Origin of the sequence: Halomonas sp. CKK8, from assembly GCF_029625235.1 — a bacterium.
In the GTDB taxonomy this organism is placed as follows: Bacteria; Pseudomonadota; Gammaproteobacteria; order Pseudomonadales; family Halomonadaceae; genus Halomonas; species Halomonas ventosae.
Genome location: NZ_CP121193.1, coordinates 3,186,512 through 3,207,690, shown reverse-complemented (window position 1 = coordinate 3,207,690; position 21,179 = coordinate 3,186,512). Strand labels below are relative to the sequence as shown.

At 70.9% G+C, this 21,179-nt stretch carries 18 protein-coding genes; 8 read left to right on the top strand and 10 right to left on the bottom strand.

The genetic code is table 11. The features are described from left to right. Nucleotides 1-112 precede the first annotated feature (112 nt). A complete protein-coding gene (locus tag P8934_RS15135) occupies nucleotides 113-664 on the top strand; it encodes a hypothetical protein (RefSeq protein ID WP_278031779.1) in 552 nt (183 codons plus the stop codon). A gap of 103 nt (nucleotides 665-767) precedes the next feature. Here the strand turns inward: P8934_RS15135 and P8934_RS15130 are convergent, their stop codons facing one another. Beyond that, nucleotides 768-1,496: a YebC/PmpR family DNA-binding transcriptional regulator gene (locus tag P8934_RS15130; RefSeq protein ID WP_278031778.1), complete on the bottom strand. Its 729-nt coding sequence runs from the start codon at nucleotides 1,494-1,496 to the stop codon at nucleotides 768-770. A 150-nt stretch (nucleotides 1,497-1,646) separates the two neighbouring features. On the opposite strand from P8934_RS15130, the gene P8934_RS15125 reads away from it, so the two are divergent. Next, on the top strand, nucleotides 1,647-2,837 hold the full coding sequence (locus P8934_RS15125) for a Xaa-Pro peptidase family protein (RefSeq protein ID WP_278031777.1): 1,191 nt from the start codon (nucleotides 1,647-1,649) through the stop codon (nucleotides 2,835-2,837). A 29-nt stretch (nucleotides 2,838-2,866) separates the two neighbouring features. On the opposite strand, the gene P8934_RS15120 is transcribed toward P8934_RS15125, so the two are convergent. The 5 genes from P8934_RS15120 to acsA are packed head-to-tail and all read right to left on the bottom strand — an operon-like array spanning nucleotide 2,867 to nucleotide 8,145. Next, the gene (locus tag P8934_RS15120) at nucleotides 2,867-3,124 is read right to left on the bottom strand and encodes an acyl carrier protein (RefSeq protein ID WP_278031776.1); all 258 of its coding nucleotides are present in this window, start codon (nucleotides 3,122-3,124) and stop codon (nucleotides 2,867-2,869) included. After that, the gene (locus P8934_RS15115; RefSeq protein ID WP_278031775.1) at nucleotides 3,112-4,365 is read right to left on the bottom strand and encodes a dihydrolipoamide acetyltransferase family protein; all 1,254 of its coding nucleotides are present in this window, start codon (nucleotides 4,363-4,365) and stop codon (nucleotides 3,112-3,114) included. The genes P8934_RS15120 and P8934_RS15115 overlap by 13 nt, the downstream gene beginning before the upstream one ends. Further along, nucleotides 4,362-5,366, bottom strand: coding sequence for an alpha-ketoacid dehydrogenase subunit beta (locus P8934_RS15110; protein WP_278031774.1), 1,005 nt, complete (start codon nucleotides 5,364-5,366; stop codon nucleotides 4,362-4,364). The genes P8934_RS15115 and P8934_RS15110 overlap by 4 nt, the downstream gene beginning before the upstream one ends. Beyond that, nucleotides 5,363-6,394: a pyruvate dehydrogenase (acetyl-transferring) E1 component subunit alpha gene (pdhA, locus tag P8934_RS15105; RefSeq protein WP_278031773.1), complete on the bottom strand. Its 1,032-nt coding sequence runs from the start codon at nucleotides 6,392-6,394 to the stop codon at nucleotides 5,363-5,365. Before pdhA ends, P8934_RS15110 begins: the two co-directional genes overlap by 4 nt. Continuing rightward, on the bottom strand, nucleotides 6,391-8,145 hold the full coding sequence (gene acsA, locus P8934_RS15100; RefSeq protein WP_278031772.1) for an acetate--CoA ligase: 1,755 nt from the start codon (nucleotides 8,143-8,145) through the stop codon (nucleotides 6,391-6,393). Before acsA ends, pdhA begins: the two co-directional genes overlap by 4 nt. A 228-nt stretch (nucleotides 8,146-8,373) precedes the next feature. Between acsA and P8934_RS15095 the strand changes: the two genes are divergently transcribed. Both P8934_RS15095 and P8934_RS15090 read left to right on the top strand, forming a co-directional pair. Next, nucleotides 8,374-8,595 carry a hypothetical protein gene (locus P8934_RS15095; protein WP_278031771.1) on the top strand — a complete coding sequence of 74 codons (222 nt, stop codon included), beginning with the start codon at nucleotides 8,374-8,376 and terminating at the stop codon, nucleotides 8,593-8,595. Nucleotides 8,596-8,655: 60 nt separating this feature from the next. Next, entirely contained in the window at nucleotides 8,656-12,906 is a 4,251-nt protein-coding gene (locus P8934_RS15090; RefSeq protein WP_278031770.1) for a TIR domain-containing protein, read from the top strand. A gap of 26 nt (nucleotides 12,907-12,932) precedes the next feature. On the opposite strand, the gene P8934_RS15085 is transcribed toward P8934_RS15090, so the two are convergent. Both P8934_RS15085 and P8934_RS15080 read right to left on the bottom strand, forming a co-directional pair. After that, on the bottom strand, nucleotides 12,933-13,964 hold the full coding sequence (locus tag P8934_RS15085; RefSeq protein ID WP_278031769.1) for a hypothetical protein: 1,032 nt from the start codon (nucleotides 13,962-13,964) through the stop codon (nucleotides 12,933-12,935). A gap of 10 nt (nucleotides 13,965-13,974) precedes the next feature. Next, nucleotides 13,975-14,451: a glycine zipper 2TM domain-containing protein gene (locus P8934_RS15080; RefSeq protein WP_278031768.1), complete on the bottom strand. Its 477-nt coding sequence runs from the start codon at nucleotides 14,449-14,451 to the stop codon at nucleotides 13,975-13,977. A gap of 197 nt (nucleotides 14,452-14,648) precedes the next feature. Between P8934_RS15080 and P8934_RS15075 the strand changes: the two genes are divergently transcribed. Together P8934_RS15075 and P8934_RS15070 are read left to right on the top strand one after the other, a co-directional pair. Next, nucleotides 14,649-15,182 (top strand): DUF4231 domain-containing protein, encoded by a 534-nt coding sequence (locus P8934_RS15075; protein ID WP_278031767.1) that lies wholly within the window; start codon nucleotides 14,649-14,651, stop codon nucleotides 15,180-15,182. A 24-nt stretch (nucleotides 15,183-15,206) separates the two neighbouring features. Next, nucleotides 15,207-17,075 (top strand): ABC transporter ATP-binding protein, encoded by a 1,869-nt coding sequence (locus P8934_RS15070; protein ID WP_278031766.1) that lies wholly within the window; start codon nucleotides 15,207-15,209, stop codon nucleotides 17,073-17,075. 8 nt (nucleotides 17,076-17,083) lie between these two features. On the opposite strand, the gene P8934_RS15065 is transcribed toward P8934_RS15070, so the two are convergent. Both P8934_RS15065 and P8934_RS15060 read right to left on the bottom strand, forming a co-directional pair. After that, nucleotides 17,084-17,695 (bottom strand): cell wall hydrolase, encoded by a 612-nt coding sequence (locus tag P8934_RS15065; protein WP_278031765.1) that lies wholly within the window; start codon nucleotides 17,693-17,695, stop codon nucleotides 17,084-17,086. Nucleotides 17,696-17,851: 156 nt separating this feature from the next. Then, nucleotides 17,852-19,291, bottom strand: a complete 1,440-nt coding sequence (locus P8934_RS15060) for an FAD-binding oxidoreductase (RefSeq protein WP_278031764.1) — start codon at nucleotides 19,289-19,291, stop codon at nucleotides 17,852-17,854. Between the two features lie 193 nt (nucleotides 19,292-19,484). Between P8934_RS15060 and P8934_RS15055 the strand changes: the two genes are divergently transcribed. Both P8934_RS15055 and P8934_RS15050 read left to right on the top strand, forming a co-directional pair. Next, nucleotides 19,485-20,507 (top strand): AraC family transcriptional regulator, encoded by a 1,023-nt coding sequence (locus P8934_RS15055; RefSeq protein ID WP_278031763.1) that lies wholly within the window; start codon nucleotides 19,485-19,487, stop codon nucleotides 20,505-20,507. A gap of 19 nt (nucleotides 20,508-20,526) precedes the next feature. Beyond that, nucleotides 20,527-21,150 (top strand): sigma-E factor regulatory protein RseB domain-containing protein, encoded by a 624-nt coding sequence (locus tag P8934_RS15050; RefSeq protein ID WP_278031762.1) that lies wholly within the window; start codon nucleotides 20,527-20,529, stop codon nucleotides 21,148-21,150. Nucleotides 21,151-21,179: the final 29 nt, after the last annotated feature.

Here is a 21,179-nt window from a genome sequence, read left to right as displayed (position 1 = left end):
GCTCAGGGAGGACTCCGGAGTTCCGGGAGGGCGTATGCCCTGCTGGCGATGACCTGACGGAAAGCGTGGCCACCGCCGCGATACTCCCTCCCGCACTGGGAGGATAACGACAATGAAGAACCTGACTGACGGCATGACGCGGCTGGCCGGGCCCGGCCTGGCCGTGCTGCTGGCGAGTCTGGCCGGACACGGCGTGGCCGTGGCCGACCAGGCGAAGATCGACGACGCCCTGGCGGCCGCCTGGCCGGGCATGGCGGAAGGCGCCCAGGTGGTCGACTGGGAAGGCAACGTGCTCAAGGAGGGCTCGAATGGCTATACCTGCCTGCCGACGCCGCCGAGCATGACCGGGACGGCGCCGATGTGCCTCGACGAGGCCTGGCAGGCATGGGGGCAGGCCTGGCAGAACAAGGAGCCGTTCGAGGCTGAGTCGATGGGCATCGCCTACATGCTGGCCGGCGACGAGGGAGCGAGCAACGTCGACCCCTACGCCGAGGGGCCCACGGACGACAACGAGTGGATCGTGGAGGGGCCGCACCTGATGCTTCTCGCCCCGGCGGCGCTGCTCGAGGCCTACCCGACCGACCCGCACAACGGCGGGCCCTACGTGATGTGGAAGGGCACGGACTACCAGCACCTGATGGTCCCCGTGGGAGCGCGAGACTGAGGCAGGGAGCGGTCGCGCTACCACCAACCGACAACGGCCGGCCAGGATGGCCGGCCGTTTTCATCAGGAACCGATGTCGTCAGCCAGGAGTCGGGGCGGTGCCTCACGCCTCGCTGGCGATCTCGGCGTTGTGGAAGACGTTCTGCACGTCGTCCAGGTCGTTGAGGGTATCGAGCAGCTTCTCGAACATCGCCACGTCGTCGCCCTCGACCGGGGTCACGGTCTGGGGCACGAACTGGATCTCGTCGACCTCGAAGTCGAGCTCGCCGAAGGCATCGAGCAGCGCCTGCTTGGCCTTGGCGTACTCGGTATGGGGGGCGAAGACGGTGACATGGCCCGACTCGCTCTCGATGTCGGTGACGTCGACATCGGCTTCCATCAGCGCCTCGAGCGTGGCCTCTTCGTCATCGCCGGGGAAGGCGAGGATGGCACAGTGGTCGAACATGTGGCTGACGCTGCCGGGGGTGCCGAGCTTGCTCTTGGCCTTGTTGAAGCAGGCGCGCACATCGCCGAAGGTGCGGTTCGGGTTGTCGGTCAGGCACTCGACGATGACCATGCAGTTGCCCGGCCCGAAGCCCTCGTAGCGGGCCGGCGAGAAGTCCTCTCCACCCACGCCGGACGCCTTGTCCAGGGCCTTGTCGATCACGTGGCTGGGGACCTGGTCCTTCTTGGCGCGCTCAATCAGCCCGCGCAGGGCCAGGTTGCCGGCGGGGTCGGTGCCGCCCTGCTTGGCGCTGACGTAGATCTCGCGGCCGTACTTGCTGTACACCTTGGTCTTGGCGGCGGCCGTCTTGGCCATGGATTCCTTGCGGTTCTGGAAGGCCCTGCCCATTGCATTGTCCTGTGGCGTCGAAACACGAGGCTGGATTCTACGAAACCGGGGCGGAGGCGAACAGGGATATTTTGCCGTGATTCCGGGAGGACCTGACGCCCGTCATGGCTACACTGGCAGGGAGTCTCGTCCACCCTGGAGCGTCACCCGATGGATCATCACGCCTACCGCCATGCGCTGGCCGACTGCCTCGCCGAGAGCGAGCTGCCCTTTGCCGCCGAGGAGTTCACGGCGCGTCGTCGCCGCGTGCGGCAGGCCATGCAGGCCGCCGGGCTCGAGGCGCTGCTGCTGACCGACCCCGCCGACATCTTCTACCTGACCGGCTATCACACCTTCGAGGTCTCGGTGTACACCTGCCTGGTCGTTTCGGCGGACCGGCTGGTGCTGCAGGTGCCCTCCATCGAGACCGGCCCGGCCGTGGTCACCGCCACGGTGGACGAGATCCTGGGCTATCGCTGGGAGGGCATCGAGGAGGTGATCGCACCGCTGGCCGAGATCCTCGCCCCCTACCATGCCATCGGCCTGGACCTCTTCGGGGCCGGCCTGCGCCATGGCGTCATCCGCGAGCTGCAGGCACGCCTGGGCAGCGGGCGCTTCCGCGACGACGGTGGCGATCTGCTCGACCGCATCCGCATCGTCAAGACGCCGGCGGAGCTCGACTGCCTGCGCGAGAGCGCGCGGATCACCGCCGCCGGCCTGCGGGCGGCCATCGCAGCCATCGCGCCCGGGGTTACCGACAACGACGTCGCGGCGGAGGGCAGCCGGGCGCTGCTGGCGGCCGGCAGCGAGTTCATGAGCCTGCAGCCCATCGTCACCACCGGCCGGCGCATCAGCGTCATCCACGTCAACCACAAGCGGCACGTGATCGCCGCGGACGAGCCGGTGTTCCTGGAGTTCGGCTCGGCCTTCCATCGCTATACCGCGCCGATGATGCGCACCGCCGTGGCCGGCCGGGCGAGCGCCGAGATGCAGGCGCTGCGCGATGTGTGCCGCGAGATGTATGAGGCACTGACCGCGGCGATGCGCCCCGGTAACAGCTTCGATTATGCCGCCCGGGCCGCCGAGGCGGTGCTCGCCCCCCACGCCGAGCGCGTGTTCTTCTCGGGGGTGTTCGGCTATGCGGTGGGGGCGCAGTTCCCGCCAAGCTGGGTCGAGGGCACCGGCTACATCGCCCGCGGCCAGCATCGCGAGTTTGCCGCCGACATGGTCTTCCACCTGCCGCTCTGCCTGAGGCTGCCGGGGCAGTGGGGCATCGGCCTGAGCGACACCGTGCGGGTCACCCCCGAGGGTGGCCAGCCGCTCACCGACAACGACTGGCAGCTGGCCGAGCGTCCCGGCTGAGACGGGGCCTCGCCGCCAGTGGCTCTGGGTCAGGCGGCGAGCCGCCTCTCCAGGTAGCCGATCAGCCCCGCCAGGGTGGCGAGCTCGTGGTAGTCGCTCTCTGGCACGCTGACGCCGAGGCGCTTCTCCAGGTCGACCAGGATGTTGAGGAAGTCGAAGGAGTCGATCTCCAGCGCCTCCCGCCAGGGGCGGTCGGGGGGCAAGGCGTCGATGTCGGCCTCGGGGGCCACCGCCAGGATGGCGTCGATGACGGTCTCGCGGAGGGTGTCGCGGCTCAGGTTGGCCATAGGCGCTCGGGCTCCGTCAGCAGGTCGGTGAGTCGGGTCAGGAAGCGCGCGCCCAGGGCGCCGTCGGTGACCCGGTGGTCGGCGGCAAGCGTTGCGTGCAGGCAGCGGGCGCCCACCACCTGGCCGTCGCGGACCCAGGGACGTTCGCTGATGCGCCCGAACCCCACCAGCGCCACCTGGGGCGGGTAGATCACCCCCTGGACGCTCTCCACGCCCAGGTCGCCCAGGTTGGTGACCGTGAGGCCCGCCGCGGTGAGCTCGGAGCTGCGCAGCCGGTCCTGGCGGGCGCGGGTCAGCAGGTCGCGCAGCGCGGCCATCATGGCGTCCGGCGCGAGCCGGTCGGCGTCGTGCAGTGCCGGCGCCACCAGCCCGCCGCCGCGCAGGGCGATGGCCACCCCCGGGTGCACCCCCTCGGCCGGCTGGAAGGCATCGTCTCGGTACCAGCCGTTGAGCGCCGGCACCGCCCCGAGCGCCAGCGCCACCGCGCGCAGCTGCAGCACCGGGAAGATCAGCCGTTCGGCCACCGGGCGTTCGGCGTTATGGGCCTCGAGCCAGGCCAGGGCCGGCTCCACGCAGAGGGTGTTGCCCAGGTAGTAGTGGGGGATCTCGCGCTTGGAGCGGGCCATGGCGGCAGAGATGGCCTGGCGCATGGCGGCGTGGGCGTCGGCTGCGCGCTCGGAAGGGGCGGCCTGGCGACCCTCGGCCGGCCGGGCCGCGCGCTCGACATCCTCCAGGGTGATGCTGCCGTCGACACCGCTGCCGCGAACGTCAGCCGGGTCGAGGCCCAGTTCGGCGGCCCGCTTGCGCGCGGCGGGGGAGATACGCAGCCGTTTGCCGGAAGATGCCGCTTCCGGGGTCGCCGTCCTAGGCGGCGGTGAGAGGTCGGGCGCCCGTGGCGAAGGCGCCTGGGGCGCTTCGGGTATGGAGGGCTCGGCCGGCGTCTCCCGGCCGGCGGCCTCGCCCTCGGCTTTTTCGCCTTCGGCTTTTTCGCCCTCGGCGTTTTCGCCTTCGGCAAGGATCACCGCCAGCACCTCGCCCACCGGGACCTTGTCGCCTTCCTCTGCCACCAGCCGCTCCACGGTGCCGGTCTCCCAGATCTCCACGTCGATGGCGCCCTTCTGGGTCTCGACCACGCAGACGATCTGCCCACGCTCGACCCGTTCGCCGGGCCGGATGTTCCACTCGACCAGGGTGCCGCTCTCCATGTCGGCCCCCAGCGAGGGCATGCGGAACTCGCTCATGAAGCTCCCCCGCTTCCTGACCCGCCCATCAGCCGATGGACGGCGGCGACGATGTCCTCGACCTGGGGGATCGCCGCGTCCTCGAGGTGTTTGGCGTAGGGCACCGGCACCTCCTGGCTGCAGACCCGCACTGGCGGCGCGTCGAGCTCGAAGAAGGCCTGCTCGTTGATGCGGGTGATGATCTCGGCCGACAGGCTGCCGCTGCGCCAGCCCTCGTCGACCACCACCAGCCGATGGGTCTTCGCCACGCTGGCCATGATCGCCGCGTCGTCCAGCGGGCGCAGGGTGCGCAGGTCGAGCACCTCGGTATCGATGCCTGCCTTGGCCAGCTGCTCGGCGGCCGCGAGGCTCTTGTACAGCATGCCGCCGTAGGTGATCAGGCTGACCTGGCCGCCCTCGCGCCGGATCGCGGCGTGGTCGAGCTCCATGGGGTGGGGCTCGCCCTCGACCGTCCCCTCGGCACCCAGCAGCAGGGCATGCTCGAAGATCAGCACCGGGTCGGGGTCCTCCAGGGCGGCGAGCAGCATGCCGCGGGCATCCTCGTGGGTCGCCGGGGCGACGATGCGCAGCCCCGGGATATGGGCATACCAGCCCTCCAGGCTGTGGGAGTGCTGGGCGGCGAGCTGGCGGCCGCCGCCGGTGGTCATGCGGATCACCAGCGGCACGCTGAGCTGGCCGCCGGACATGTGCCGCAGGGTGGCGGCGTTGTTGATGATCTGGTCGAGGGCCAGCAGGCTGAAGTTCACCGTCATGATCTCGACGATGGGGCGCATGCCGTTGAGCGCTGCCCCGATGCCGGCCCCCGTGAAGGTCGACTCGGAGAGCGGGGTGTCGCGGATGCGTGCCTCGCCGAACTCCTCCAGCAGGCCGTGGCTGACCGCATAGGTGCCGCCGTAGCGGCCCACGTCCTCGCCCATCAGGAAGACCCGCTCGTCGCCGGCCAGGGCCGCGCGCAGCCCCTGGCGCAGGGCCTCGCGGTACGCGATCGTCTGCGTGGTCATGGCCGCACCTCCCGGGCATAGACGTCGTGGCAGAGCTGCTCCACCGGCTCCCAGGTGCCCGCCTCGGCGAAGGCCACGGCGGCGTCGATCTCCTCGGCCACCTCGCGCTCGATCTCGTCACGCATCGTGGCGGCGAGCAGCCCGCACGCTACCGCGTCCCGGGCGAAGGTCTCGACGGGACAGCGCTGCCGCCACTGCTCGACCTCCGCCTTGTCGCGGTAGTGCTCGGGGTCGAACATCGAGTGGGCGCGGAAGCGGTAGGTGCGGTACTCCAGGAACATCGGCCCCTGGCCGGCGCGCACCCGGTCGACCGCCGCCTCGGTGGCCCGGGCCACCGCCACCACGTCCATGCCGTCCACCGACTCGCTGGGCAGGCGGTAGGCGGCGGCCTTGGCGGCCAGGTCGACCTGGGACTGGTGGCGCTCCAGCGCGGTGCCCATGGCGTAGCGGTTGTTCTCGCACAGGAAGAGCACCGGCAGCTGCCAGAGGGCGGCGAGGTTGAGCGACTCGTGGAACTCCCCCTCGGCCACGGCGCCATCGCCGAAGAAGCAGGCGGTGACGCTGTCGCGCCCGGCCAGCCGGTCGGCAAGGGCATAGCCCACCGCCAGGGGCAGGGAGCCCCCCACGATGGCGCTGCCCCCGAAGAAGCGCCGGCTCGCGTCGAACAGGTGCATGGAGCCGCCGCGACCACGGCTGCAGCCCTCCTGCTTGCCATACATCTCGGCCATGATCGCCCCGGCGGGGACGCCGCGGGCGAGGGCATGGCCGTGCTCACGGTAGGTGGCCAGCACATTGTCCCGCTCGGCCAGGGCCGGCATGGCGCCGGCGGCGATCGCCTCCTCGCCGATGTAGAGGTGCAGGAAGCCGCGGATCTTGCCGGCGCTGTAGAGCTCGGCGCACTTCTCCTCGAAGCGGCGGATGCGGATCATCTGCCACAGCAGCGCCCGGGCCCTTGCGGGGTCATCCAGGCCGGCCGCGCCGATGGCGGGGGAGGCGTCGGGGCCATCCTGGGGAGGCGAGGCGTTCATCGGGAGGTCTCCAGGGTCGAGGTGTCACCCTCCGGCAGGCCCAGTTCCCGGGCCTTGAGCAGGCGACGCATGATCTTGCCGCTGCGGGTCCTGGGCAGCGAGGCCTGGATCTCGATCTCCTTGGGCGCCACCGCCGGGCCGAGGCGCTTGCGGGCGAAGCCGAGCAGTTCGCGGCGCAGCGCCTCGTCGGGCGCATGGCCCGGCTTGAGGGCGATGAACGCCTTGACGATCTCGCCGATCACCGGGTCGGGCTTGCCGATCACCCCGACCTCGGCCACCGCCGGGTGTTCCATCAGCGCCGACTCCACCTCGAAGGGGCCGATCAGGTGGCCGGCGGACTTGATCATGTCGTCGGCGCGGCCCACGAACCAGAAGTACCCCTCGGGGTCGCGCCGGGCCAGGTCGCCGGTGAGGTACCAGTCGTCGACGAAGCAGCGACGGTAGCGCGCCTCCTCGTGCAGGTAGGTGCGGAACATCGAGGGCCAGCCGACGCGCAGGGCGAGCTCGCCCTCCTCGTCGTGGTGGGCGACCCGCTCGACGCCGCCGTCGGGCAGGTGGCGCAGCACGGCGGCCTCGATGCCGGGCAGCGGCTTGCCCATGGCGCCGGGGCGGATGTCCATGCAGGCGAAGTTGGCGATCATGATGCCGCCCGTCTCGGTCTGCCACCAGTTGTCGTGGATCGGCAGCCCGAAGGCCTCCACGCCCCAGTGCACGGCCTGGGGGTTGAGCGGCTCGCCGACGCTGGCGATGAAGCGCAGCGACGGATAGGTCCGGGTGCGGGCCCGCTCGGAGCCGCCCTTCATCATCATCCGTACCGCGGTGGGGGCGGTGTACCAGACGCTGACCGCCTCCTCATCGAGGATCCGGTACCAGCGCTCGGCGTCGAACTCCGCCTCGTCGACCACCAGGGTGGCGCCGAGGGAGAGCGGGGCGATGATGCCGTAGGAGGTGCCGGTCACCCAGCCGGGGTCGGCCGTGCACCAGAAGACGTCGCCTGCGCGCAGGTCGAGGGCGAAGCGGGCGCTGGCGTGGTGGGCGACCACCGCCTGGTGGACGTGGAGCGCCCCCTTGGGCGTGCCGGTGGTGCCGCTGGTGAAGTGCAGCAGGGCCGGCTGCTCTGGGTCAGTGGCCGGGATCGCATAGTCGGGCGAGGCCGCCTCGAGCAGCGGCCCCAGCTCCCGGGTGCCCTCGGGCAGCGCCTGGTCGTCGTCACGGACCACCAGCACGTGTGCGAGGCTCACCAGCCGGTCGCGGATCGGGGCCACCTTGCGCCGGTAGAGGCTGGTGGTGGTCACCAGCACCCGGCCCTCGCCGAGGGTCATCCGGGTGGCGATGGGCTCGGGGCCGAAGGCGGAGAACAGCGGGGTGACCACGGCGCCGTACTTGAGTGCCCCGAGCACCGCCAGGTAGAGCTCGGGAATCCGCCCGGCGAGCAGGAAGACACCGTCGCCGCGGGCGACATCCAGCTCGCCGAGCACGTTGGCGAAGCGGGCGCTGAGCTCGGCCAGTTCGCGGTAGCGGATCTCGCGTCGCGCCCCCGCCTTGCCGAGCCAGCGGATCGCGGTGCGCTCGCCGTCCTCACCGGCGGCGTGGCGATCCACCGCCTCGTGGGCGATGTTCAGCCCGCCTTCGTCGGGCAGGCCGTCGAGCCAGGTCCGGGCCTCGTCCCAGGAGAAGCGGGCACAGGTCGAGGGGTAATCGTCCAGCACCGCCTCCCGGGCCTCGCGGCGGCTCTTGCGCAGTATCTCCATTGCCAGCGACCTCGTGGAGTCATGTCCCCCCAGCATAGTTCTCGGACAGGCTTCCGCCCGCCTTCCCTGGCCTCGGCTTGATCCGGGACAAGCGTCACTCGGATCGCCTGGTCGGTGACGAGGGAGCAGCTATAACTACACTGACGGCAGGGGAGGGGCATGCCCCTCTCGTCGCGTCCCGGTGCCGTCCGGTGCCGGACACTCCAATCCCCTGTTGCGGAGGGTGTCATGACACAGACCGTTACGGCTGCCTATGGCAGCATCGACAAGGCCGTCAACGCCTTCGACGAGCTGGTCTCCGAGGGCTTCCCCCGGGAGAAGCTGTTCCTCGACAAGGAGACCAATGAGGTCAAGGTGATCGTCCCCGAGACGTCGCAGCCAGAGGCGGAGGAGATCCTCAATCGCCACGGCCCCGACGAGGTGCGGGCCCGGCCCTACGAGGCCACCTAGGCGGCCGCGCTCCCCCGGCGCCGGGTGACTTCGCCCGGTGCTGCGGGTCGAGGCTAGGCGATGAGCACGCTCTTCATCAGCCACAGCAGCCACGACGCCTCGGCGGCGAGAGAGATGGCGGCCTGGCTGCAGCAGCAGGGGCACCACTCCTTCTTCCTGGACTTCGATCCCGAACTCGGCATTCCTCCCGGACGCGACTGGGAGGCCGAGCTTTACCGGCACCTGCGGGCCTGCCAGGCACTCATCGTGCTGTGCAGCGAGTCGGCCATGGCATCCTGCTGGTGCCTCGCCGAGCTGAGCCATGCCCGGGCCCTCGGCAAGCGGATCTTCCCGGTGCGGATCGCGCCCTGCACCCTGCGTCCCCAACTGGCAGAGCTGCAGGTGATCGACCTGACCCGCGAGCCGGAACTGGGCTACGAGCGGCTGGGCCGGGAATTGACCAGCGTGTTCGACTGGGACCGCAGCCGCCCGCCCTATCCCGGCCTGATGGCCTTCCAGGAGGTGGACGCCGCCATCTTCTTCGGCCGTGACGCCGAGATCCAGCAGTCGATGGACCGTCTCCACCAGCTGCGCGACTTCGGTGGGCCGCGGCTGCTGCTGTTCCTGGGGGCATCGGGCAGCGGCAAGTCGTCACTGGTGCGTGCCGGTCTCATGCCACGACTGCGGGCCGTTCCCGATGCCTGGACGGTGATCGGCCCGATTCGCCCCCGCGACCGGCCGCTGGACGAGCTGGCGGTGCAGCTCGAGCGCGGACTTGCCGCCGCCGGGGTGGACGTCGGGACGCTGCCGGCACTGGCGACCCTGGCCGAGGCGGATCCCGGCGCCTTGCGCGAGCTTCAGCAGGCACTGCGACGCCATCCCGGCAGGGCTCACTCGACCCTGGTGCTGGTCATCGACCAGCTCGAGGAACTGCTGTCGAGCTCGGCCCAGGCCGAGCAGTTCATGCGCATCGTGCGTCCCATGCTGCAGGACACCAGCGCTCCGGTGCTGTGTATCGCCACCCTGCGCTCGGACTTCCTCGGGGCCCTCCAGGAGCATCCCGCCTGGCGTGATATTTCCCTGGTCCCGGTGACGGTGGAGCCGCTGTCGGTGGAGGGGTTCTCGGCGGTGATCGAGGGGCCGGCGGAGCTCGCCGGCCTCGAGCTGGAACCCGGCCTGGTCCGGGCGATGGTGGCGGATACGGCCACCCAGGATGCCCTGCCGCTGCTGGCCTTCACCCTGCGTGAACTCTGGGAAAACGGAGGGGCCGACGGACGCCTCACCCTGGCCGAGTACCGTGACCGTCTTGGCGGGCTGCACGGCTCGGTGGCCAAGGCCGCCGAGGCGGCTCTCGCTGCCGCCGCGCCCACCCGTGAGCAGCGGCGGGCCCTGCGAGCCGCCCTGTTCGATCTGGTTCGCCTCGACGAGGAGGGGCGCTTCACGCGGCAGGTGGTGCCCTGGGAGACGCTGCCTGCCTCGAGCCACCCTCTGCTCGAGCGCTTCGTCCAGGCACGCCTGCTGATTGCCGGCAGCGATCACGGGGTGCGTACCCTGGAGGTCGCGCACGAGGCCCTGTTCCGGGTCTGGCGTCGGCTCAATCGCTGGCTGGAGGCCAATCGAGGGGCGCTGCGGACGCGGGATGCGCTGCGTCGCGCTGCCAGCGAATGGGAGGCAGCCGGGCGCCCCGGCGAGTTGCTGGTCCACCGGGGCAGCCGTCTGGAAGGGGCCCTGGCGCTCACCACGACGGCCGCCTTCACCCTCGATGACACCGAGACCCGCTACCTCCAGGCGTGTCGCCGGCGGGAGCGGCTGAAGCGTGGCTGGATCACCGCGGCCTGGGTTTCCCTGCTGTCGGCGGTCGTCGGTCTGACCTGGCTGGCCTGGTCGCTGCACCAGCAGGAGCGCATCACCCGGCAGGGGCTGGCCGACCTGCACTGGGCCAATGCGGTGAGCGCCCGCGACCGTGATGCGCGCCCTCTCAAGGCGAGCCACCACTTCATGCAGGTCGCGGAGCTGGCGCTGGACCCGCAGCGCGCCGCGAGCGCGTACTGGGCCGGCACGTGGCCGGGGGGCGGGCTCCGGCTGGCGGGCGCGGCGGATCTGGGTCCCGCGCTGATGATGGCCGACTTCGAGGCCGGCGGTGGCGCCCTGCACCTGTGGAGCGGCGACGGCACCCGCCAGGCCTGGTCCTGGGACGATGCCGCGGCGATGCCCGCCCTGTCGGCGGGGCGACACTGGATACAGACCTTTTCCCCGGGAGGGGAGCGCTGGGAGCGCCGATTCGTCCTGCATGACGACAACGGGCAGGCCGAGATACGTGACCGGCGCAGCGGGGCCCTGCTGGCCCAACTGCCCCCGGCGGTGGACAGGGTGTGGATCGGCGGGACCGACGAGACCCTGGCGGTGACCACGACTCCGGCCGGCGACACCCGGATCTGGCACCTGGACAATGGCGAATCACGCCAGGGCTGGCGCCATGCCGCCGGCCTTGCCGGGGTGGCCATCTCGCCGGACGGGGCGCGACTGCTGTTCTGGACCCGAGAGGGGGAGGCCGTGGTCTGGCGTGTCGATGGCGCCAGGGTCGAGGCGCGCCATGATGGTGACATCGTAGGCGGGGCGCTTGGACGCCGGCCGCACGAGGTCGTGCTCTGGAACCGCGATGGCCGGCTATGGCTGCCCAAGATGTCGAACTTCGCGCCAATCGCCGCGGAGGGGGGACGCTGCAGCCCGAGCGCCATCGGGGCCCGGTTCCTCGATGTGCAGCGTCACCTGCTGGTCTGGAACCATGGCGCCTGCGGCACCGCCCGCCTGTGGGATCTCGAGGAGCAGCGTGCCGTCGGCGCGGTGATCCGCCATCGGGATGAACTCGCCCCGCCCGTGCTGCAGGGGGACCGCCTCGTCACCTGGAGCTCGGCAGGCGGGCCCGCCCGGCTCTGGCAGGCAGGCAGCGACGAGCCGGTGGCGACCCTCGACGGCCCGGTGGCCGCTGCCCGTTTCCTGGGCGATGATGCCTTGCTGACCTGGGGGGGAAGCGAGCTACGGCTCTGGTCGAGCCACGACGGCGAGCCCCTCGGGCTGCCGCTGCGGCATGCGGCGCGGGTCGGTGGGGCGTCCGTCAGCGAGGACGGACAGCACCTGCTCAGTCGGGACGGTGAGGGCAGCCTGCGCCTCTGGCAGCTGCCCTCCCGGCGGATCGCGACGACGTGGCGGTTACCGGCCGTCGTGCTCGATGCCACCCCGGTACCGGGCGAGGCGACGGTGAGAGCCGTCACCCTGGACGGGCGGCTGCAGGTCTGGCCGACGGCCAGCGAGGCGGCACCGGAGAGCCGCCCGCTTGATGCCCAGGCCGTGTACGCGGCCTTTGCCCCCGGTGGGCAACGCCTCATGACCGCCAGCGCCGATGGCGAGGTGCGCCTGTGGAGCTGGGAGGAGGGGGGCTTCCGGGCGCTGGCCTCGCCCGGTGGAACCCGGGGGGACGATCCGGTGGCCGGCGTGGCGTGGAGTCCCGACGCCGACCGGCTGCTGTTCTGGGGCGAGCAGGGCTGTATCGCCTGGCTGTGGCGAGTCGGTAGCGCCCGCACGGTGGCGATCGCGCATGGCGATGAGGTGGGATGTCGTCTGCGCGGCGCGACCTTTGCCGCCGGTCAGGACAGCGTGCTGACCTGGGGGGAGGATCGCCGCCTGCGGCGGTGGGACGTCGAGTCACCGGTGCCGACGGCGCCCCTCGTCGAGGGCGTGCTGGTTCGCCATGCCGAGCTCGATGGCGGGCGGCTGCTGGTCGCCGGCGATGATGGTGTCGTGCGCCTGACCCCCTGGCCGGAGGCCGGCGAGGTCGAGAGGCGCTTCCTCCACGATGCCGTCCAGGGGGCTCGACGGCACGCGGAAACCGGACGGCTGCTGAGCTGGGGAGGTGGCACGGTGCGGGTCTGGGAGGCCGACAGCCGCACCCTGCTGGCCTCCCTGGCCCATGATGGCGATATTGCCGGCGCCGCCTTCACTCCCGACGGGGAGCGAGTCCTCAGCTGGCAGCGTGAGGGCCGCGTGCGGCTCTGGGATGCGGTCAGCGGGCACCCCCTGACGCCTGCGTTACAGGGCGCGGGCCGCACCCCACCGGCGATCGATGTCGACTTCACGGCAAAGGCGCAACGGCTGCTGGTCACCTCGGGCGAGGGGGTCACCCTCTGGCGGCTGCCGCCGGTCTCGCCGCCGCCGTCGCGTCCGGCCCTGCATCATCAGGGGCTGACCGGTACCCGGCTCACCGCCCCGGGAGAGGTCGAGGTACTGTCGGCAGCGGCCTGGCGGGAACGCTCGGCCGAGCTTGCCGCGCGATGACCGACGGCCGACCCGGGTGCGGTCGCTCAGGGCGAGACATCGACGCGTGAGTCCGACCAGACGGTCAGCCAGCCTCGTGTCGGTGCCCAGGCGCGGATCTTCAGGCGATGCGTGCCCGTGGAGATGCGCTGGCCGGCGTCGCGCCCATCCCACTGCCGTGGCTCGATACTGCGCCCGGCGCTCACCCCGCCGTCGATGGGTTCCTCGTCGACGAAGAAGTGGCGCTCGCCGTCCTCGGCCGGCTCCACGCGCATGAAGTCGGCCATGGCAGTGGGGAAGTCGGAGTGCGAGAAGAACCGGTAGGAGGCCTGCTCGCGCGCCTGGGCACGGATCAGGCGCGGCAGGAAGGATACCTCCTCGATGGCCACCGAGCCCACGGCGCGAGGACCGCAGCCCAGGGCATGCAGGCGGAACGAGGGCGCCGCCTCCCCGCTGTTGGGGTCGGTAGCCGTCACGGCAATGGCCGCGGGGTGCTCGCTGTCGTCGAAGGCCGGGGGCAACTGGAACTGCAGCCGGTGATGTCCCGTCTCGTGCGCACCGAACGGGATGCGCAGGGTGTAGATGTCGGGCACCCCCCGGGCGCTGATGCGCAGGGTGAGGGTGACCGGCTGCTGGTGGGAGAAATCCAGCACGAAGGGCCATCCGCCCCGCACCATGCCGATGGCCGCGAGGGCGCTGGTGTTGTACTGCGGCGCGAATTCCGGGCCGTGCCGGCGCAGCCGCATCATCACCTCGTCTTCGACGGCGGGGGATGGCTGGCTTCGCTGCTGCAGCCAGCGAACCAGCAGTACCGTGGCCGCGGTACCGGCCACGATCGCCGGTACCGTCCAGTCGTTGCCGTCATCTCCTCCCGAGTCTCCGGTCGTGTCCGGTTCGTCCGGGGGGAGGGGGTCGTAGGGAGAGCCATCATCCTGGCTACTGCTGTCGTCGGGGGCGATGGGGTAGCGCTGGGGAGTCCACTCCTGCGCCACGGCCAGCGGTGATGCCGCCAGCGCGACGGCAAGCAGGCAAGCAACGAGTCGCTTGAAGGGGCGAGGGGGCAAGGCGGGCATGGCCATGGTCGTTCCCCTAGACCGAGGTCCACGCCTGGTCGTCCGGGCGTCGGCAGGCCGTCCCCTGGGTGCGGCGTGGCTCGCCGTCGACCATGACCTGCATCTCGAAGTCGCGGCACTGCTGGTCACCCTGATCGTAGGGGGCCTGCGGCGTCATGGTGTAGACGTTGCCGGTCTCCGGGTTGCTCCAGCTCCGAGACTCGCCGGGCGGGGTCTCGTCGAGGACCGTGCTCATTTCCCGACGGTCCTCGCAGGTCAGCCGTATACCGATTTCCCGACCGATCCAGGCGCCGAGCCCGGCACCGACGAGGGTGGCGGCGGTCCGTCCGGAGCCGCTGCCCACCTGTGAACCGAGAACGCCACCGATGACGGCGCCCAGGCCGGTGCTGATCCCTTCGCAACGGCTGGAGTCGACCGTCTGGCAACCGCCGAGCAGCAGGCTCAGCAGCAGGATGAGCGCCAGGCGCAAGGTGCTCGAATGGGAAAGTACCATGCTGGCCTCCCGTTGGGTGACGGGTCCTCTCGGCGAGGGCCCGCCACCGTGATCGATGAGGCCTGAGCGACATTCCGGGGCAGGCCCCATGCCCCTCTCAGCAGTATTGCACCCACCTCGCACTTGCTCCATGTCGGAGAGCCCGGGCTGCTATCTTTGTTCATCAGGGGTGCCGGCGCACTCCAGGGGCAGGGGCGATGGCCAACGGAGGTGAGGTGGACGATCCCGATATCAGCGGTGGCGGTGAGGTACCTGACGCCGAGGCGGCCCGGGTCGCCGCTGCCCTGCGTGAGCGCCCCGAGTGGCAACGCCTGGAAGACCAGCTCGGCTGGTATGGACAGCGCAGTCGATACTGCCGGCGTTGGCACAAGCGCCTGCGCCTGCTGCAGGTGGTGTTCGCGGCTACCATCCCGGTGCTCTCGATGGCCGATTCGCCGCTCTTCCGCTGGCTGACGGCAGTGCTCGGGGCCTCGATCGCGGTTCTCGAGGCCATCGAGCAGATCAACCAGTTCGGCCCGCTGTGGATCCAGTACCGGGGCACGGCCGAGCAGCTGAAGCACGAGAAGTTCCTGCTGCTTGCCGGCGCGGGCCCCTATCGTGACCTGGAACGCGCCGAGGCGTTGTGCCTGCTCGCGGAACGGGTAGAGGAGCGGGTGTCCAGCGAGCATGCCCGCTGGGTGCGTGCCGCCGAGAAGAGCGTGGCGCCCCGCAAGGACGACAAGCCGCTCTAGGTGTGTCAACCCACCGGTGATGCCATGTTCCGCTTCTTCGAAGACCTGGTGGACCCCTATCCTTCCGGCGAGCCCGGCACGCCGCCGCGGGGGCTGTTCGCCTTCATCCTGCACTTCTCGCGCCCGGTGCTGGGGCTGCTGGTCGCCATGTCGCTGGTCACGGCGCTGGTCTCGGCCGCGGAGGTGCTGTTCTTCCACTACATGGGCGAGCTGGTGGACTGGCTGGCCGATGCCGAGCGCGAGGGCTTTCTGGCCGAGTACGGCTGGCGCCTGGCGGGCATGGCGGCGCTGGTGGTGGTCGGCCTGCCGCTGCTGACCCTGCTCCAGGCGCTGGTGACCCACCAGAGCATCTTCGGCAACTACCCGATGATCGGTCGCTGGCTGGCCCATCGTCACATGCTCGGCCAGAGCCTCGCCTTCTACCAGGACGAGTTCGCCGGCCGGGTCTCCCAGAAGGTGATGCAGACGGCGCTGGCGATCCGCGAGACGGTGATGAAGCTGATGGACCTGATGGTCTACGTGATCGTCTACTTCGCCGGCGCCATGCTGCTGATGGGCCAGGCCCAGCCCTGGCTGATGCTGCCGCTGGTGCTCTGGCTGGCCGGCTATATCGCCATCATGTGGGCCTTCGTGCCGCGGCTGCGGGCGGTCTCCATGGCCCAGGCCGACGCCCGGGCGCTGATGACCGGGCGCATCGTCGACAGCTACAGCAACATCCAGACCATCAAGCTCTTCGCCGACACCCGCCGCGAGCAGGCCTATGCCCGCGACGCCATGGAGGGCTTCATGGTCACCGTGCACCGCCAGATGCGCCTGGCCACCGGCCTCACCGTGAGCCTGACCCTGCTCAACTCGCTGCTGCTGGCCGGGATCGCCGCCGTGGCCATCGGTGCCTGGTACCTGGAGGCGGTGTCGCTGGGTGCCATCGCCGTGGCCATCGCGCTGGTGATGCGCATCCGCTTCATGAGCAACTGGATCCTCTGGGAGGTGGCCGGGCTGTTCGAGAACATCGGCACGGTGCAGGACGGCATCAATACCATCGCCCGGGAGCCCGCGGTCAGGGACCGCCCCGACGCCACCGAGCTGGCGGTGCCGCATGGCGAGATCCGCTTCGAGGGGCTGCGCTTCGGCTATGCCCGCCCCGACGGCGAGGGCGTGCGCGTCTTCGACGGCCTGGACCTGACCATCGCCCCCGGCGAGAAGGTGGGGCTGATCGGTCGCTCCGGGGCCGGCAAGTCGACGCTCGCCAACCTGCTGCTGCGCTTCTATGACCTGGAGGGCGGGCGCATCCGGGTCGACGGCCAGGATATCGCCGCGGTGACCCAGGAGTCGCTGCGCCGCCACATCGGCATGGTCACCCAGGACACCTCGCTGCTGCACCGCTCGGTGCGCGACAACATCCGTTACGGCAGCCCCGGGGCCAGCGAGGCGTCGATCCTCGAGGCCGTGCGCCGCGCCCATGCCGATACCTTCATCGACGACCTGGTGGACCTCCAGGGGCGCCGCGGCCTGGAGGCCCACGTCGGCGAGCGCGGCGTCAAGCTCTCCGGCGGCCAGCGCCAGCGCATCGCCATCGCCCGGGTGCTGCTCAAGGACGCACCGATCCTGGTGCTCGACGAGGCCACCTCGGCGCTGGACTCCGAGGTGGAGGCAGCGATCCAGGAGCAGCTCTATACGCTGATGGCGGGCAAGACGGTGATCGCCATCGCCCACCGCCTCTCGACCATCGCCATGCTCGACCGCCTGGTGGTGATCGACGAGGGGCGTATCGTCGAGAGCGGCACCCACCAGGCGCTGCTGGCCCGGGACGGCCTCTATGCCGCCCTCTGGCGCCGCCAGTCCGGCGGCTTCCTGGGGCTGGATATCGCTGACGCGGCGACGGTGGGCGAGTGAGCGGTGCGCTATCGGGCCATGCCGCCCTCGGGCCGGTAGAACAGGAACTCCCCCGTCTCGGCGGTGCGGGGATAGACGCTGGCCCAGTCGGGCGACACCGTCCGGTGGTGGAAATAGAGGGCGCCCCCGGTGTGGTCGGCCAGTTCCAGGTTGATCGCCTGTCGGGCGACCTCCCTGGCGGCCTCGTAGGCCTCGGGCTCCACGACCTCGTCCGGGCGGTCATCGCACCACCAGGAGAACTGGCAGGGCGGCTGCTCGGAGCCCTCGGTGACCACCTCGCAGATCGAGTTGGGGAAGCCCTCGTGGGCGAGCCGGTTCATGACGACGTTGGCAACGGCCTCCATGTCGCGGCCGGGCACGCCCTTGGCTTCCCAGTAGATGCTGCGCGCCAGGCAGGTGATCGGCTCCTCCAGCGGGTCGCTGCCCGCCGGATCCACGGCCTGCACCTCTCGTTCGGTGATCGGCTCCTCGGGCGGGGTGGCCGTGGCATCGGGGGCGACGACCCGCTCCAGCACTTCGGCCTTGGCGGCGGCGGCCTCCGCCCGCTCCTCCTGCTCGGCGAGGGACCGAGCGCTTACCAGCAGCAAGGCCAGCAGCGCGGCGGTGACCCATGGGGACATGGCAGTACCTCTCGCGATCGGGTGTGCCTCGCTCACCGCGCCGGGGGCAAGGTGTCGGTGCCGGCAGGGTAGGTCGGTCTGGGGAACGTTCTTAGTATAGCGAGTGCGATGAGCGAGATGGGCCCGGGCCGGCAGTGGATACCGGCCCGGGCAGGGTCATGCTGTCCGGGCCAGCAGCGCGGGTGCGATGTTCTGATTGATGCGAAAGAGGTTGTCGGGGTCGTACTGGCGCTTTACCTCCTGGAGCCGGGCATAGTTCTGGCCATAGGCGCTGTCGACCCGGCCCGCTTCATCCTCGGTCAGGAAGTTGACGTAGCCGCCGCCGGTGGCGAAGGGGGCTGTGTCACGGAAGACGCCTCGCGCCCACTCCCGCACCCGGTCATCCTCGGCAGGGTCCTGCCAGCGGCCATGCACGTTCATCACGAAGTTGGCGTCCCGACCGGCGTAGGCGGTGTCCGCCACCGCGACCTCGCCGGCGGCACCGCCGAGCTGGGCGATAAAGAGCTCGCACTCGGGCCCGGGAAGGGCCTCGGCCCCGCGGATCACCGTGTCGATGAGCGCATCGCTGACCGCCTGGAAGTTGTGGGACTTCCAGTAGTTCCGCGCGCCGGCAGTGAGCAGCGGGTCGAAGGCGGTCTGGAAGCCGGCATAGGGTTGGACGCCGAGCATGCTGCCGGCCGGCTCGCCGAACTCGAGCACCCGCGCCGCCAGGCGTTCGCCCTCCTCGAGGGCGCCGCTGTGCACCAGGGCGAAGACCACCACCGGCTGGCCATGGATCGACTCGGGCAGGAAGGGCAGCGGCGGTGCCTGGCGCAATACCGTCCAGACGCTGAGCTCGCGCGGCGCCCCGGCGCTGAAGTCGCGCCAGGCCCTCAACACCTTCTGGGCCTGGGCGAAGGGGTAGGCCACCAGGCCGGCATGCACCTGGGGGCCCACCGGGTGGAGCCGGAACTCGAAGGAGGTGACCACGCCGAAATTGCCGCCGCCGCCCTGCAGGGCCCAGAACAGCTCGGGCTCCTGGCTGGCCGAGACCACGTGCAGCTGGCCGTCGGCGGTCACGATGTCGGCGGATAGCAGGTTGTCGATGGTCAGGCCGTGCTGGCGGGTCAGCCAGCCGAATCCGCCGCCCAGGCACAGGCCGGCCACCCCGGTGGTGGAGTTGATGCCCAGCGGCGTGGCCAGGCCGAAGGCCTGGGTCTCGTGGTCGACGTCGCCGAGCAGGGCGCCGGCGCCCACACGGGCGGTCCGGCCCTGCGGGTCGACCCGCACGCCCCGCAGGGCGGAGAGGTCGATCACCAGGCCGCCCTCGGCCACGGCATTGCCGGCGATATGGTGGCCGCCGCCGCGCACGCTCACCAGCATGCGGTGGTCGCGGGCGAAGTCGATGGCACGGCGCACGTCCTGGCTGCCCAGGCAGCGGGCGATCAATGCCGGATGGCGATCGACCATGCCGTTCCAGACGCGGCGGGCGTCCTCGTATTCGACATCGGCGGGGGTGATGACGCCACCCCGGATGCCGGCGGCGAGTGCTTCGGCCTCCTCGGGGGGCAGCGCGGCCAGGGGGCCGTCCAGGGTGCGATAGGTCAGGGTTTCCATGGGTCTCTCCGGGTCAGGGGCACGACGGTGGCAAGGGCCACTGCTGAAGTATGCGACGCCGGGGGATGGCGCGACTGACCCCGACTCCGACGGACTTGTCCGGGAATCCGGTTTGTCATGGCGATGGGGGGCATCGTCCGCGATACTCAGTGATGCAGGCTTCGACGCACCTTCCCCCACCGACGAGGTGGCCATGAGTCAGGACACGCTGTCCCAGGTATTGCGCAGCATCCGCTTGCGGGGCGCGGTCTTCTACCATGTCGAGGGCAATGACCGCTGGGTGAGCGAGTCGCCCCCGGCGAGGGCCATCGCCGCGCTGATCATGCCGGGCATCGAGCACGTCATGGCCTACCATGTGCTGACCCAGGGGAGCTGCTGGACCATGGTGGTCGGCCAGGCCCCGGTGCAGCTGCAGGCAGGCGACGTGGTCATGTTTCCCCACGGCGACCGCCATGTGATCTCCAGCGAGCCGGGCCTGCGCGGCGAGGTGGACATGCGCCCCTACGGGTTGCCCCACCCGGAGCAGCTGCCGTTCTTCGCAAGCCAGCGCGGCGCCGCGCTGTCGATGTCGCGACTCGACCCGGCCAGCGACCGGCACGGGGCGACCCTGGTGTGCGGCTTCTTCGGCTGCGATGCCCACCCCTTCAACCCGCTGCTCGCCAGCCTCCCCCAGCTGCTGCATGTGCCTGCCGGGCAGGCCGACGACGATGACTGGATCGCCCACTTCATCCGCTTCGCGCTGTCGGAGTCGACCCTCAAGCGCCCGGGCGGAGAGGCGCTGCTCGAGCGACTGAGCGAGACGATGTTCGTCGCGCTGGTGCGTCGCTACCTCGACGACCTGCCCGAGGGGCCGCCGACCTGGCTGGCCGGGCTGAACGACCGCTATGTCGGGCGTGCCCTGGCGCTGCTCCACGCCCGGCCCGCCGAGGCCTGGACGATCGACCGGCTCGCCGATCACGTCGGCCTGTCGCGCTCGTCCCTGCACGCGCGCTTCGCCCGCTTCACCGGCCACGCGCCGATGCACTACCTCGCCAAGTGGCGCATGCAGGTGGCCGCCGGGCTGCTGCGCCACTCCAGCGCACCGATCGCCTCGATTGCGCTGGAGGTCGGCTACGAGTCCGAGTCCGCCTTCAGTCGTGCCTTTCGCCGGGAAGTCGGCCAGCCGCCTGCGGCCTGGCGGCGTCAGCGGGCCCGGCTGGGCGCCGGCGCGGCCTAGGGAGGCCAAGGAGGGAGAGATGCTGCCGGAACTGCTGCTGATGGTGGCCCTCGGCCAGGCGAGCGACCCGGTCTCGGCGGCGCTGGCCCGGGTCGAGCAGGTGCACGCCTACCGCCTGGTGCTGCGCAGCCAGGGACGGCGCGGCGAGGAGGTCATCCGCTATGCCTATCGTCGCCCGGGCTTCATCCGCATGGACCTGGTCTCGCCCTATCCGGGGGCCGTGGTGATCTACAGCCCCGAGACCCGGCGGGTCCGGCTGTGGCCCTTCGGGTCGCCCGAGCGGCGAGCCGGCCTCTCCCTCAGCCCGCTCAACCCGCTGGTGCGCAGCGCCCGGGGACACCGGGTGGACCAGTCGGACGTCGCGTCCCTGTTGCGCAACGTCCAGCGGCTGCACCGGCAGGGGCAGCTGCGCCTGCTGGGCGAGGCGCCGGTCGATGGCCGGCGCAGCCACCACCTGGTCGTGCAGGGCGACGCGGGGCATCGCATTGGGGCGATCGCCGCCTACGAGCTGTGGCTCGACGCCGAGACGCTGTTTCCGCGCCGGGTGATCAGCCGCGACCGCTGGGGGGAGGTGATCGAGCGGGTGCACCTGGAGGAGATCGTCATCAATCCCGACCTGCCGGGCGGCTTCTTCACGCCCTGACGCCCCGGACGCTGCACAGGAGCCTACCC